This window comes from Celeribacter sp. SCSIO 80838 (assembly GCF_056498065.1).
The window spans coordinates 443,049-455,140 of record NZ_JAZKMA010000001.1 but is presented as its reverse complement, the minus strand read 5'-3'; the positions used below and the strand labels follow the sequence as shown (position 1 = coordinate 455,140).

Here is a 12,092-nt window from a genome sequence, read left to right as displayed (position 1 = left end):
GGCGTGATCTTGTGTGGCTAAGGCGAGCGATATGAAACATGTGACCGAGATTTCCGAACTGGAAGCCCTTTATGGTGCTCCGGGCGCTGCCGCGACAGAAAAGGTCGCGCGCCGCATGACGCCGGAGTTTCGGCTCTGGCTTGGGCGGTGCCGCCTTTGTATCCTCTCTACCGTCGGCCCCGAAGGCACGGATGCCTCGCCGCGCGGCGACAAGGAGCCTGTGCTGCGGGAGCTTGATCCCGGCACGCTGGCGCTGCCCGACTGGGCGGGGAACAACCGGATCGACAGCCTGCGCAACATCGTGCGCGACCCGCGCGCTTCGCTCATGCTTTTTGTATCCGGCTCCAACAACGTGGTGCGGATCAATGGGCGGGCTTTTGTCACGCTGGACGACGAATTGCGCCGGTCCTTCGAGGTGAATGGCAAACATCCGCGGTCTGTCATCGTCTTTGAAATTTCTGAGATCTATACGCAATGCGCTCGTGCCCTGATGCGCGCCGGGCTTTGGGAGGGGCGGGACGACAGTGACGGGCTTCCGAGCGTCGGAGATATTCTCGCAGCCCTCACCGAGGGTCGGGTTGGCGGCAAGGCCTATGACGAGGAATGGCCGGAGCGCGCCGCAAAGAGCATGTGGTGACGAAAAAAAGGCCGCGCTGTCGCACGGCCTCTGTTTCCTTTGCGCCTGAAACACTCAAATCTCAGGCAGCAAGTCCCTTGGAGCCCATGTCGAGGAACTTCTTGCGACGTTCCTTCACGATGGTCTCCGGCTTTTTCTTTTTCATCGGAGTGAGCATCGCCTCGATGGCCTTACCCACGGCGGCAATCGCTGCCTCGCGGTCGCGTTGCGCGCCGCCCAGAGGTTCCGGGATGATCTGGTCGATCACGCCAAGCTTGTGCAGGTCTTGCGCGGTGAGGCGCAGCGCTTCGGCAGCCTCGCGCATTTTCTCCGCGTCCTTCCAGAGGATGGAGGCGCAGCCCTCCGGCGAAATCACCGAGTAGACCGAATGCTCCAGCATCGCGACCTTGTTGGCGGAGGCAAAGGCCACCGCACCCCCGGAGCCGCCCTCGCCGATGATGACGGAGATCATCGGCACCTTGAGGTTGAGACATTTCGCGGTGGATTGCGCGATTGCTTCCGACTGGCCGCGCTCTTCTGCGCCTTTGCCGGGATAGGCGCCGGGCGTGTCCACCAGCGCGATGACCGGGAGGCCAAAACGGTCGGCGAGATCCATCAGGCGAATGGCCTTGCGATAGCCTTCGGGGCGCGCCATGCCGAAATTGCGCTCGATGCGGGATTTCGTGTCATTGCCCTTTTCCTGACCGATCACCACCACAGGCTGGTCATTGAAACGCGCAAGCCCGCCCATGACGGCATGATCGTCGGCAAAGTTGCGGTCCCCGGCAAGTGGTGTGTATTCGGTGAACAGCGCCTCGATGTAGTCCTTGCAGTGCGGTCGGTCGGGGTGACGCGCGACCTGACATTTGCGCCAGGGCGTCAGACCTTTGTAGAGGTCTTTCAGCATATCGGCCGCTTTTTTGTCGAGTGCCGCTGCTTCTTTCTCGACATCCATTTCCTCGTTGGCCCGTGCCAGAGCGCGCAGCTCTTCGGCTTTGCCCTCGATCTCGGCGAGCGGTTTTTCGAATTCGAGATAGTGAGTCATGCGGACCTCCGAACGGTTTCGACCCCGTATATGGCTATTTTCCGCACGGGGTGCAACTCAGCAAGATTTGTGATCTACTGAAACGATATGTCTCTGGTCGAGGATATGTTGAAAGGACCAAGGGGTTATATGACGCGGCACGCTTATGAAGATCGTCTCTTGCGGGTGTTGGATCACGTTTACGCCCATCTCGATGGCGATTTGTCGCTCGATACGCTTGCGGATGTTGCCGCCTTGTCGCGATTCCATTTTCACCGGGTGTTTTCGGGCATGACCGGCGAGACAGTGGCGGGGTTCATCCGGCGGGTGCGGCTGTTCAAGGCCTCGCATCTGTTGGTGCGCACCGATGACGAAATCGAACAGATTGCCCTGATATGCGGCTATCCCAATCCGCGCAGTTTCTCCCGCGCCTTTCAAGATGCCTTTGGTCTGACGCCCACCGCCTTTCGCGCGCGCGGCGTCGAGATGCCGCCTCTGCGGCTCAATGAAAAAGGAGACTACGTTATGTATGAGATCACGACCGAAGACCGCGCGGCAGCCTCTTTCGCAGGAGTCGCGCACAAGGGCGATTACATCGAGATCGGACAGGCGTTCGAAGTGGCCGCGAAAACGATGCTGTCGCGAGGGATGGGGCCGGCGCTTGGGTCGATGGTGGGGGGTGTATTTTTCTAATCCCGGTGAGGTGCCGGTTGAGGAGATGCGGAGCATGGCCGGATTTATTCTGACCGCAGAGGTCGATCTTGAACCTCCGCTAGAAGCCTATGCGTTGAGCGGTGGTCGCTATGCCGTGTTGCGCCATGTCGGGGCTTATCCGGGGTTGCGTCAGGCCTATGACTATCTCTACGGCAAATGGTTGCCCGAAAGTGGCGAGGAGCCGCGCGATGGACCGCCGTTTGAAATCTATGAAAACACGCCAATGGACACAGCGCCTGAGGATTTGGTGACACTGATCTGTGCGCCGATCCTTTGAGGCCACCGATCTAAAGCCACCGATCCTCTGAAACGAAAGCGCCCCGGAACCGAAATCCCGGGGCGCCTTTCCTCAACGGTCGCCTCCTCCAAACGACCGGAGGGAAGTCTTAGCTGTTCGCGATCAGCTCGGATTGCGCGACGATGACCTGCGCTTGTTTGATCGAGGCGATGTCGACGAGACGGCCTTTGTAGACGGTCGCACCCGCGCCGGAGGCTTTGGCCTCTTCCATGGCGGCAAGGATTTCACGCGCCTCTGCGACGGCCTCCTCGGACGGGGTGAACACCTCGTTGGCCAGAGCGATCTGTTTCGGATGGATCGCCCATTTGCCGACCATGCCGAGCGTGGCCGAGCGCCGTGCCTGCGCGCGGTAGCCTTCGTCATCGGAGAAGTCGCCAAACGGCCCATCGACCGGCAGGATGCCATGGGTGCGACAGGCGGCGACGATGGCGGCCTGCGCCCAGTGCCACGGATCGGAATAATGCCGGGTCCCCGCATGGAGCATATAGTAATTCTCTTGCGTGCCGCCGATGCCGGTGGTCTGCATGCCCATCGAGGCCGCGAAATCCGCCGCCCCAAGGCTCATGGCCACAAGCCGCGGAGAGCTGGCTGCGATGGCTTCGACATGAGCGATGCCGGCGGCGGATTCGATGATGACTTCGAAATTGATTTTCTTCGTGCGGCCTTTGGCGCGCTCGATCGCGGTTACGAGCGCATCGACGGCATAGATGTCCTCGGCGCAGCCCACTTTCGGGATCATGATCTGGTCGAGGCGCTCCCCCGCCTGTTCCAGAAGATCCACGACATCGCGATACCAATACGGCGTGTCGAGCGAGTTGATCCGCACGGCGAGGGTCTTTTTGCCCCAGTCAATCGTCTTGATCGCCTCGATGATATTGGCGCGCGCCGCGTCCTTGTCCGAAGGCGCAACGGAATCTTCGAGATCGAGATTGATGACATCCGCCTCAGAGGCCGCCATTTTGGGGAACAGCTTGGTGTTCGAGCCGGGGCCGAAAAGCTGGCAACGGTTCGGGCGTTCGGCGGGGGCGGGCTGAAGGCGGAAGGACATCCAATCTCCTCCTGATAAGGATGTTACGATTTTTTCAGATATGTTGTTATTATCTTGCGCACCGTATCGCAAGAGGGATTCTGCGCCGCGGCGCTGGCGAAATCGGGGCCGGAAAAATCGCTCATCGCAAGAACAGATCAATAATAGAACTTGGGTTGCAGTCTCAGTGTCCCGAAAATTTCACTTAAGAAAGTTTTTAAACTGCTCAATTTGCAATCAATGCGAAAATATCACCGATTTTTTAAAATAAATCGGGATATTCTCCCATTCCGTCAGTCCCTCTGACGCAAATTCCGCAGCACCTTGCGACGAATCTCGGGCACTGTTTCACAAACGCAACCGGAGTGCTGCACCATGATCGAAACCCCGTATCTTCTCTTCCTCGGCGACGCCCCTGACCAATTGGCTGCGAAAGTGGCGCAAGGCATCAAAGACTGGCGCCCCGAATTTGCCCTCGGCCAGTTCCGCATGGAAGGCTGCAAGGCCGATATGAAACTGCCCGACATGGACCTGAAAGCGGCCAAAGCCGCCGGTGCTAAAACGCTGGTGATCGGCGTTGCGAACCGTGGCGGGATCATCAGCCCGGCATGGAAAAAAGTTCTGATCGACGCGCTCGAAGAGGGTTTCGATATTGCCTCCGGCCTGCACAACCTGCTGCGCGATGAAGAAGATCTCGCCGCCGTTGCGAAAACCTTCGGTCGCACGCTGCATGACGTCCGCGTGCCCTCCGTCAAATACCCCATCGCCAACGGCATCAAACGGACCGGCAAGCGTTGCCTTGCGGTCGGCACAGACTGTTCCGTGGGTAAAATGTATACCGCCCTCGCGATGGACAAATCCATGCGCGAAAAGGGCATGAAATCGACTTTCCGTGCCACGGGCCAGACCGGCATTCTGATCACCGGCGACGGTGTGCCGCTCGATGCGGTGATCGCCGACTTCATGGCAGGCTCGATCGAATATCTGACGCCGGACAACGATGCCGATCATTGGGACCTGATCGAAGGTCAGGGCAGCCTGTTCCACGTCTCTTATTCCGGCGTGACCATGGCGCTGGTGCATGGCGGTCAGCCGGATGCGCTGGTTCTGTGCCATGAGCCGACCCGCGAGCATATGCGCGGCCTGCCGGGCTTCTCGCTGCCGTCGCTTGAGGCGCTGCGGGACACCGCGCTGAACCTTGCCAAAGTGGCGAACCCGGACTGCAAAGTCGTGGGGATTTCGATCAACACGCAACACTTCACCGAGGAAGAGGCGCTGGCCTATCTCGCCAAGGTCGAAGAGGAAATGGGCCTGCCGACCGTCGATCCGTTCCGTCAGGGTGCGGACCGTCTGGCCGACGCGCTCGCCGCACTCTAAGACGTAAGGGAAACGGAGGGCCCCATGACCAAGCTGACCGTCACGCAAGAGAGCTTTCGTCTCGCGGAAGTCTTCACCATTTCCCGCGGATCGCGCACGGAGGCCAAGGTGGTCACGGTGCGCGCGACCGATGGGGTGCATGAAGGCGGGGGCGAATGCGTGCCCTATGCACGCTATGGCGAAAGTCTCGAAAGTGTGACGGCGCAGATCGAGGCCCTTCCTGAAAACATCACGCGTGCGACGCTGCAAGAGGCGCTTGAGCCGGGTGCCGCGCGCAATGCGGTCGACTGTGCGCTTTGGGACCTGGCTGCGAAACAGGCGGGCAAGCGGGTTTGGGAGATGCTGGACCTGCCTGCTCCGATCCCGATGATCACCGCCTATACGCTGTCGCTCGCCTCTCCCGAAGAGATGCAGGCCTCCGCTGCCAAACATGCGCACCGGCCTTTGTTGAAAATCAAACTCGGCACGCCCGATGACATGGCCCGTCTCGAAGCGGTCCGTCGCGGTGCACCGAAATCCGATATCATTGTCGATGCCAACGAGGGCTGGAGTGCCGAGGTCTATGCCGATCTCGCGCCGCATCTGGTGCGGCTTGGCGTCAAACTTGTGGAACAACCCATGCCTGCCGGACAGGACGACATGTTGGCGGAGATTGAGAGACCCCTTCCGGTCTGCGCCGACGAATCCTGTCACGACCGGGCGAGCCTGCCGGATCTCAAGGGCAAGTACGATGTGATCAACATCAAACTCGACAAGACCGGCGGGCTCACCGAGGCTTTGGAACTGCGCAAAGCGGCCCGCGCCGAAGGCTACGGCGTGATGGTCGGCTGCATGGTCGGGACGTCTTTGGCGATGGCCCCCGCTGTGATCGTCGCGCAGGGCGCCCGCGTGGTGGACCTTGACGGGCCTTTGCTTTTGGCGGAAGACCGTGCCGAGCCTTTGAAATACGACGCGGACGGGGTACACCCGCCGGCGCGCGCCCTCTGGGGCTGATGTCATTTAAGGAGAATGAAATGACCCGCACCGTCTATGTGAACGGCGAGTACCTGCCGGAAACCGAAGCCAAAGTGTCGATTTTCGACCGCGGGTTCCTGATGGGCGATGCCGTCTACGAGGTGACCTCGGTTCTGGATGGCAAGCTGATCGACTTTGAAGGTCACAAAAACCGTCTCGAACGTTCGCTGAAAGAGCTGGACATGACCGCGCCGGTCACGATGGACGAGCTTCTGGAAATTCACCGCAAACTGGTTGATCTCAACGAGATCGACGAGGGTGGCGTGTACCTGCAAATCTCCCGTGGCGCCGATGACGACCGGGCGTTCGAATACCCCGATCCGGCGAAAGTGAAACCGACGCTGGTGCTCTTCACCCAGAAGAAGAACCTGCGCAACTCCGCCTCCGCCGACAAAGGCTACAAGGTGATTTCCATCGAGGAAATGCGCTGGGCCCGTCGCGACATCAAGACCGTGCAACTCCTGGGCGCATCCATGGCGAAAATGGCGGCGCATAAGGTCGGTTGCGACGATGCGTGGTTTGTCGAGGACGGTTATGTGACCGAAGGTAGCTCGAACAACGCCTATATCGTCAAGGACGGCAAGATCATCACCCGTCAGCTGTCGAACAAGCTTCTGGCCGGGATCACCCGCGCCGCCGTGTTGCGCTTTGCCGCCGAAGCGCAGATGCAGATCGAAGAACGTCTCTTCACCATCGAGGAAGCACAAGCTGCGGACGAGGCCTTCTCCACCTCCGCCACCGCTTTCGTTCAGCCGATTGTCGAGATCGACGGGGCGACGCTGGGCGATGGCAAACCGGGTCCGGTGGCCAAACGCCTGCGCGAGATTTACCTCGAAGAGGCGATGAAACTCGCGGTGTAAACCGGGGTTCCATTTGGAATGAAAAGGCCCGCAGAGCGGGCCTTTTTTCGTCAGTCGATCTTGCCGCTCAGACAGCCCTCATCGCTGATGTCCCTCCGGCCTTGCCGTTTGCGCAGCGCGTCGATGTCTTCGAAACTGGCGCAAATCTGGTAGGTGCCGTCGTCCTGCGGCAGGTAGCGATAGCCCTCGCGGGGCAAGAGAGCGTCGTCGCTCAGGTGGATCGAACAGGTCACCGTATCGGTGATTTCGGCGGGCAGGGCCGTGTTGCCGTCGGCACGGGCGAGGCAGATGAGCTGGCTCTGATACGCGATCAGGTCGCGATAGCGCTGATCGTCGCGCTGCTCTATCCGACCGCTTTCCGGCCCGCCGACGGTCACAAACCCTCCGATCAACATGCCGACAACAAGGGCGGTAAGCGCGAGCTGTGGCCAGAGCTTAGTTTCCATCTTCAGCGTCCTTCATGGCGCCTTGGAAATAGCCAAACACCGTGCCAGCGACAGCCGCGACCAGGGCCAGTTCCGCGATGAATTGCGTGGTCAGATCGCCGTTCAACAGCGCATAGATCGCACCAAGCAGATCGCCCAAAAGCGTGATCAAGGAGAAGAACAAGGCGATATAGCCGAACCATTTGCGCACGGCGGAGCGTTTGCGACTTGGATCGCGCGCAAGGCTGCGGGCCTCTGCCCGTTGCATGATCATGAACAGCGGGAAGAAGACGATGAGCGCAGAGATCGACCAGCGGATCGAGCGGTTTCCCCAATAGGCGCGCTCTGCATCTGAGAACCAGCGTTCGATGAGATCGAACCCGAGATCGACGATGTGCCATGCGGTCATGCCAAGTGCGACGAACATCAGCGCGTAGAAAAACGCCTCTTTCGCGGAAACATAGGGGCGCGGGCGGGGGATCGGTGGTGAAAACGGGCTGTCGGCCCATGTCGCAAGCGCGTCTTCGACCTCTGTCCTGGCCCAGCCCGCCTCCGAGAGCGCGCCCGCGATGTCATCGCGGCTGCGGCCTGCGATCAGGGCTTCGCGGACGAACTGTGCGAGCTGATCGGCGGGCTTCATTTTTGGCCCTCCGGCCCGACATTCTCGGCAAAGGCCTTGGTGAACGCCGCCTGTTTGGCGGCATCCGTCTCCGTCTGGTTTTGGGTTTTCCAGTCCTCATAGGGCATGCCGTAATACAGTTCGCGCGCCTCGTCCTTGGTCATCTCGATACCGCGCTCGGCGGCGGCTTCCTGGACCCAGCGCGACAGGCAATTGCGACAAAAACCTGCAAGATTCATCATGTCGATGTTCTGCACATCGGGACGTTTGGTCATCAGATGATCGCGCAGCGTGCGAAACGCGGCGGCTTCGATCTCCATCATGGTTTTGTCGTCAATCTCTTGCATCTGTTACCCTCTCACGCGTTTGGCATAGGCCACTTTATTCATATCCCGCACATCGACCGACAGGCTGCCGACCGTCGGCAAGATCTGATCCATTGCTTTCAACACGATATCGGACAGGCGCGCTTTTGTCTCGTCGTCGCGACCTTCGAGCAGGTAAAGCGTCGCGTGGGCAAAGGTGGCGGGCTCCGTGCCGATCTTGAAAAACGGCTGCGGGCGGGCGCGAACTTTCAACGCCGGAGCGTTGATTTCGACGTCTAAAATCAGGGTTTCGAACACGGTTTCACAAAGCTGCGACATGTTATGGCTCTGCTCTAAGCCTTCGGCGAAATCGATGACGACATGGGGCATGTTACAATCCTGTCTCTGTCAGAGTGTCTTGAAGAAGGGGGGCGAGGAGCGCCGCCCAACGGGCCTGTTGTGCCGCAGTTTCGATCAGATCGGAGCGGATTTCGATCAAAAGATTGAGCCGCCCATGATGCAGCGCGTGACGGTCGATGGCATCACCGGGCAGGTGGCCGTCATAGGGTTCGTTGTCGCCGATCATCAGCCGCTCGCCGATCTTTTCCGCCTCGGCCTGTAGCGTCTTGGAGGCTTCAAGCGCTGCGATGAACGGATCGGTAAAGCGACGGTCATAGGCCGACAGAATGCCGAGCTGCCACGGACGGCGGGGGCGGCCTTTCAGCTGGGGCGTAAAGCTGTGCATAGCGCAGATCACAACATCGTCCCGCTTTTGGCAGAGCGCCGCATAGGCCGTATGATAAGGCCGGTGAAACAGCGCCAGCCGCCGCTCGACTTCCGCATCATCGGCGTGCCGATTGCGGGGGATGAGCGTGCCGTCATAGAGCTTCATCACCAATGTCGGATCGTCTTCACCCCGGTTCGGGTCGATCACGAGACGGGAAAAATCCGTATGAATCATCGGGCTGTCCAAAAGGCGCCCAAGTTCGCGGCTGACGCCAAGCGCGCCGACATCATAGGCGATGTGGCGGGCCATATCGTCCGGGCTGATGCCAAGATCGGGTCCGATTTCCGGCGGCACACGGTTCGTCGCGTGATCGCAGGTGATAAGCCAGCGGCCCGGTCTGTCGGGGCCGTCGATATAAAAAGGGGGATGATCGGTCATTTTCGCGTCACCTTTGCCTGTCAGGACTGCAATACGCGCTTTGTTCGGGCAGGGCCAGTTGTGCAGTCGTCTTCTTTGCGTCATAGAGAAGGTGGCCCACCGCGAAACTTTAAAAGACCGAAAGGACTTCAGGCCGTTATGAGACGCCTTCGGAATGTAAAAATCGTGGCCACTTTGGGCCCGTCCTCCAATGATTACGACACCATCCGCGCGCTTTCCGAAGCGGGCGCAGATGTGTTTCGTCTGAACATGAGCCATGGCGACCACGAGGAAATCCGTGCCCGCCACGCCATCATCCGCAAGATCGAAACCGATCTTGGCCGCCCCATCGCGATTCTCGCCGACTTGCAGGGGCCGAAGCTGCGGGTGGGGAAATTTGCCCATGGCGCGCACGATCTTGAGGAAGGGGACAAGTTCCGCCTCGATCTCGACGATGCGCCGGGCAATGGCGACCGGGTGCAACTGCCGCATCCGGAGATTTTCGCCGCGCTGAAACCCGGCGCGTCGCTTTTGGTCAATGACGGTAAAATCCGTCTCAAGGTCGAAGAGTGCGGCCCCGATTACGCCGATTGCGTTGTGATCGTGGGGGGCACCATCTCCAACCGCAAGGGTGTGAACGTGCCGGATGTGGTGCTGCCTTTGGCGGCGCTGTCGACCAAGGATCGCAAGGATCTCGAATTCGTTTGCGAGCTTGGCGTCGACTGGGTCGCTTTGTCGTTCGTGCAGCGTCCCGAAGACATGCTGGAAGCCAAGGAATTGGTCAAAGGCCGCGCGTCGGTTTTGGCCAAGATCGAGAAACCTTCCGCAGTTGAAGCGTTCGAAAGCATTCTTGCCGTGTCCGACGGGATCATGGTTGCGCGTGGCGATCTGGGGGTTGAACTGCCGGTTCAGGCCGTTCCGCCGATTCAGAAACGCCTGACGCGCCGGTGCCGTGCGGCGGCCAAACCGGTGATTGTGGCGACGCAGATGCTTGAGAGCATGATCGAAAGCCCGATGCCGACCCGCGCCGAAGTCTCCGACGTGGCGACCGCGATCTATGAGGGCGCAGACGCTATCATGTTGTCGGCTGAATCCGCGGCGGGCAATTACCCGGTTGAGGCGGTCACGACGATGAACAACGTCGCCATGTCGGTGGAAAACGATCCGGTCTACCGCGATGTGCTCGACGCCTCGCGGGCTGGGATCAAGAAGCAGACGGTTGCGGACGCCATCGTGTCGGCGGCGCGTGAGATCGCCGAGACCACCGATGTGAAAGCCATCGTGTGCTACTCCGAGAGCGGCACCACCGCGGCGCTCACGGCCCGCGAACGTCCGCATGTGCCGATCATCGCCATGACGTCGCGCCGCAACACCGCGCGCAGACTTTGCCTCTACTGGGGTATGCACTGCGTCATGACCGGCGAGGTCGAGCGCTTTAAAATGGCCGTGGTCAATGCCGCCCGTGCGGCGCGGACGTCGGGCTTTGCGACCGAAGCCGACAAGATCGTCGTGGTTGCGGGCATTCCGTTCAACCATGCCGGTTCGACCAACATTCTGCGGGTCGCGCCCTGTGAAGAGCGGCTGATCTTCAACACCGACCCGGAATAACCGGGTCACGGGGCCGCGATGGATACCGATCTTTTCCTCGTGTTGGGATCGCTCCTCTGGTGTCTGGCTGTGCCCTCGGCAGCCAGCGCCTATTCCGAGGGCCGTCGCCCCCGTCTTGCAATCGCATTTGTCCTTCTGGGCGGGGTCATGGTCCTTCCGGCCATGATCCTGCATCCGGGAGGATATGCGTTTGCGGATGTGCCCAAGGCATTTTTCCGGGTTCTCGGGCGAATTTTCTGAGAATCCGTACGCGCAAGGCTTGCAAACATAAGGGATCGGCTGTAATGGCAGCCGCTCATGGGACGCGTCCGGCGATATGGCATGCCGAGTCGCGTTGAAAACCACCCCATAAAGGAGATGGAAATGCCTAAGATGAAGACGAAGTCGAGCGCGAAAAAGCGCTTCAAAATGACCGCCACCGGCAAGGTCAAAGCGGGTCAGGCCGGCAAACGCCACGGCATGATCAAACGCACCACCAAGTTCATCCGTGACGCTCGTGGCACCACGACGCTCTCCGCGCCCGACGCGAAGATCGTCAAAGGCTACATGCCGTACAACCGCTAATTAGGGAGAGAGACACATGTCCCGCACCAAAGGTGGTACCGTTACCCACGCCCGTCACAAAAAAGTTCTGAAGGCCGCCAAAGGTTACTACGGCGCCCGTTCGCGGAACTTCCGCACCGCAACCCAGGCCGTCGACAAGGCGAACCAGTACGCGACCCGCGACCGTAAAGCCCGCAAGCGCAACTTCCGCGCTCTGTGGATTCAGCGCATCAACGCCGCCGTGCGTTCGCATGACGAAGCGCTGACCTACTCCAAATTCATCAACGGCCTGTCGCTGGCTGGCATCGAAGTTGACCGTAAGGTTCTCTCCGATCTCGCCATCAACGAGCCGGAAGCATTTGGTGCCATCGTCGAAAAGGCGAAGGCCGCGCTCGCGTAAGCTCTCTAGTTCTAGAGACCATACATTTTTGAAGCCGCGGACCTCATGGGGTCTCGCGGCTTCTTGTCTTTTAGGTCTCCCGTGGTATCGAGGCGGGGACGCAAAACAGAGGGTTCGG

17 protein-coding genes are annotated in these 12,092 nt (G+C 60.0%); 10 read left to right on the top strand and 7 right to left on the bottom strand.

Annotated elements, in window-relative coordinates; genetic code table 11:
* Positions 1 to 31 precede the first annotated feature (31 nt).
* Positions 32 to 637, top strand: a complete 606-nt coding sequence (locus tag V1475_RS02125) for a pyridoxamine 5'-phosphate oxidase family protein (protein ID WP_479411431.1) — start codon at positions 32 to 34, stop codon at positions 635 to 637.
* A gap of 61 nt (positions 638 to 698) precedes the next feature.
* Here the strand turns inward: V1475_RS02125 and V1475_RS02120 are convergent, their stop codons facing one another.
* A complete protein-coding gene (locus tag V1475_RS02120; protein WP_479411430.1) occupies positions 699 to 1,661 on the bottom strand; it encodes an acetyl-CoA carboxylase carboxyltransferase subunit alpha in 963 nt (320 codons plus the stop codon).
* A gap of 129 nt (positions 1,662 to 1,790) precedes the next feature.
* Between V1475_RS02120 and V1475_RS02115 the strand changes: the two genes are divergently transcribed.
* Together V1475_RS02115 and V1475_RS02110 are read left to right on the top strand one after the other, a co-directional pair.
* Complete coding sequence (locus V1475_RS02115) at positions 1,791 to 2,333, top strand: helix-turn-helix domain-containing protein (protein ID WP_479411429.1); 543 nt, start codon at positions 1,791 to 1,793, stop codon at positions 2,331 to 2,333.
* A 25-nt stretch (positions 2,334 to 2,358) separates the two neighbouring features.
* A complete protein-coding gene (locus tag V1475_RS02110; RefSeq protein ID WP_479411428.1) occupies positions 2,359 to 2,631 on the top strand; it encodes an AraC family transcriptional regulator in 273 nt (90 codons plus the stop codon).
* A gap of 109 nt (positions 2,632 to 2,740) precedes the next feature.
* Here the strand turns inward: V1475_RS02110 and V1475_RS02105 are convergent, their stop codons facing one another.
* Positions 2,741 to 3,700, bottom strand: a complete 960-nt coding sequence (locus V1475_RS02105) for an L-malyl-CoA/beta-methylmalyl-CoA lyase (protein WP_479411427.1) — start codon at positions 3,698 to 3,700, stop codon at positions 2,741 to 2,743.
* 354 nt (positions 3,701 to 4,054) lie between these two features.
* On the opposite strand from V1475_RS02105, the gene dgcN reads away from it, so the two are divergent.
* Genes dgcN through V1475_RS02090 form a run of 3 tightly spaced genes read left to right on the top strand, consistent with a single transcriptional unit; the run spans position 4,055 to position 6,930 of the window.
* The gene (gene dgcN, locus V1475_RS02100) at positions 4,055 to 5,056 is read left to right on the top strand and encodes an N-acetyltransferase DgcN (RefSeq protein ID WP_479411426.1); all 1,002 of its coding nucleotides are present in this window, start codon (positions 4,055 to 4,057) and stop codon (positions 5,054 to 5,056) included.
* 24 nt (positions 5,057 to 5,080) lie between these two features.
* Positions 5,081 to 6,049, top strand: a complete 969-nt coding sequence (gene dgcA, locus V1475_RS02095) for an N-acetyl-D-Glu racemase DgcA (protein ID WP_479411425.1) — start codon at positions 5,081 to 5,083, stop codon at positions 6,047 to 6,049.
* Positions 6,050 to 6,069: 20 nt separating this feature from the next.
* Complete coding sequence (locus tag V1475_RS02090; protein ID WP_479411424.1) at positions 6,070 to 6,930, top strand: D-amino-acid transaminase; 861 nt, start codon at positions 6,070 to 6,072, stop codon at positions 6,928 to 6,930.
* Between the two features lie 50 nt (positions 6,931 to 6,980).
* On the opposite strand, the gene V1475_RS02085 is transcribed toward V1475_RS02090, so the two are convergent.
* The 5 genes from V1475_RS02085 to V1475_RS02065 are packed head-to-tail and all read right to left on the bottom strand — an operon-like array spanning position 6,981 to position 9,444.
* Positions 6,981 to 7,376, bottom strand: coding sequence for a hypothetical protein (locus V1475_RS02085; RefSeq protein WP_479411423.1), 396 nt, complete (start codon positions 7,374 to 7,376; stop codon positions 6,981 to 6,983).
* Positions 7,366 to 7,995, bottom strand: a complete 630-nt coding sequence (locus V1475_RS02080) for a DUF5671 domain-containing protein (RefSeq protein WP_479411422.1) — start codon at positions 7,993 to 7,995, stop codon at positions 7,366 to 7,368. The genes V1475_RS02085 and V1475_RS02080 overlap by 11 nt, the downstream gene beginning before the upstream one ends.
* Positions 7,992 to 8,321 carry a DUF1244 domain-containing protein gene (locus V1475_RS02075; protein WP_479411421.1) on the bottom strand — a complete coding sequence of 110 codons (330 nt, stop codon included), beginning with the start codon at positions 8,319 to 8,321 and terminating at the stop codon, positions 7,992 to 7,994. The genes V1475_RS02080 and V1475_RS02075 overlap by 4 nt, the downstream gene beginning before the upstream one ends.
* Before the next feature lie 3 nt (positions 8,322 to 8,324).
* Positions 8,325 to 8,669: a 5-carboxymethyl-2-hydroxymuconate Delta-isomerase gene (locus tag V1475_RS02070; RefSeq protein WP_479411420.1), complete on the bottom strand. Its 345-nt coding sequence runs from the start codon at positions 8,667 to 8,669 to the stop codon at positions 8,325 to 8,327.
* Position 8,670: 1 nt separating this feature from the next.
* Positions 8,671 to 9,444 (bottom strand): N-formylglutamate amidohydrolase, encoded by a 774-nt coding sequence (locus V1475_RS02065; RefSeq protein WP_479411419.1) that lies wholly within the window; start codon positions 9,442 to 9,444, stop codon positions 8,671 to 8,673.
* Between the two features lie 138 nt (positions 9,445 to 9,582).
* On the opposite strand from V1475_RS02065, the gene pyk reads away from it, so the two are divergent.
* The 4 genes from pyk (at position 9,583) to rplT (ending at position 11,974) form a co-directional block, all read left to right on the top strand.
* Positions 9,583 to 11,031: a pyruvate kinase gene (pyk, locus tag V1475_RS02060; protein ID WP_479411418.1), complete on the top strand. Its 1,449-nt coding sequence runs from the start codon at positions 9,583 to 9,585 to the stop codon at positions 11,029 to 11,031.
* An 18-nt stretch (positions 11,032 to 11,049) separates the two neighbouring features.
* Positions 11,050 to 11,271, top strand: coding sequence for a hypothetical protein (locus V1475_RS02055; RefSeq protein WP_434290226.1), 222 nt, complete (start codon positions 11,050 to 11,052; stop codon positions 11,269 to 11,271).
* Between the two features lie 123 nt (positions 11,272 to 11,394).
* Entirely contained in the window at positions 11,395 to 11,595 is a 201-nt protein-coding gene (gene rpmI / locus V1475_RS02050; RefSeq protein WP_066702600.1) for a 50S ribosomal protein L35, read from the top strand.
* 16 nt (positions 11,596 to 11,611) lie between these two features.
* A complete protein-coding gene (gene rplT / locus V1475_RS02045; RefSeq protein WP_066702601.1) occupies positions 11,612 to 11,974 on the top strand; it encodes a 50S ribosomal protein L20 in 363 nt (120 codons plus the stop codon).
* The last annotated feature ends 118 nt before the right edge of the window (positions 11,975 to 12,092 follow it).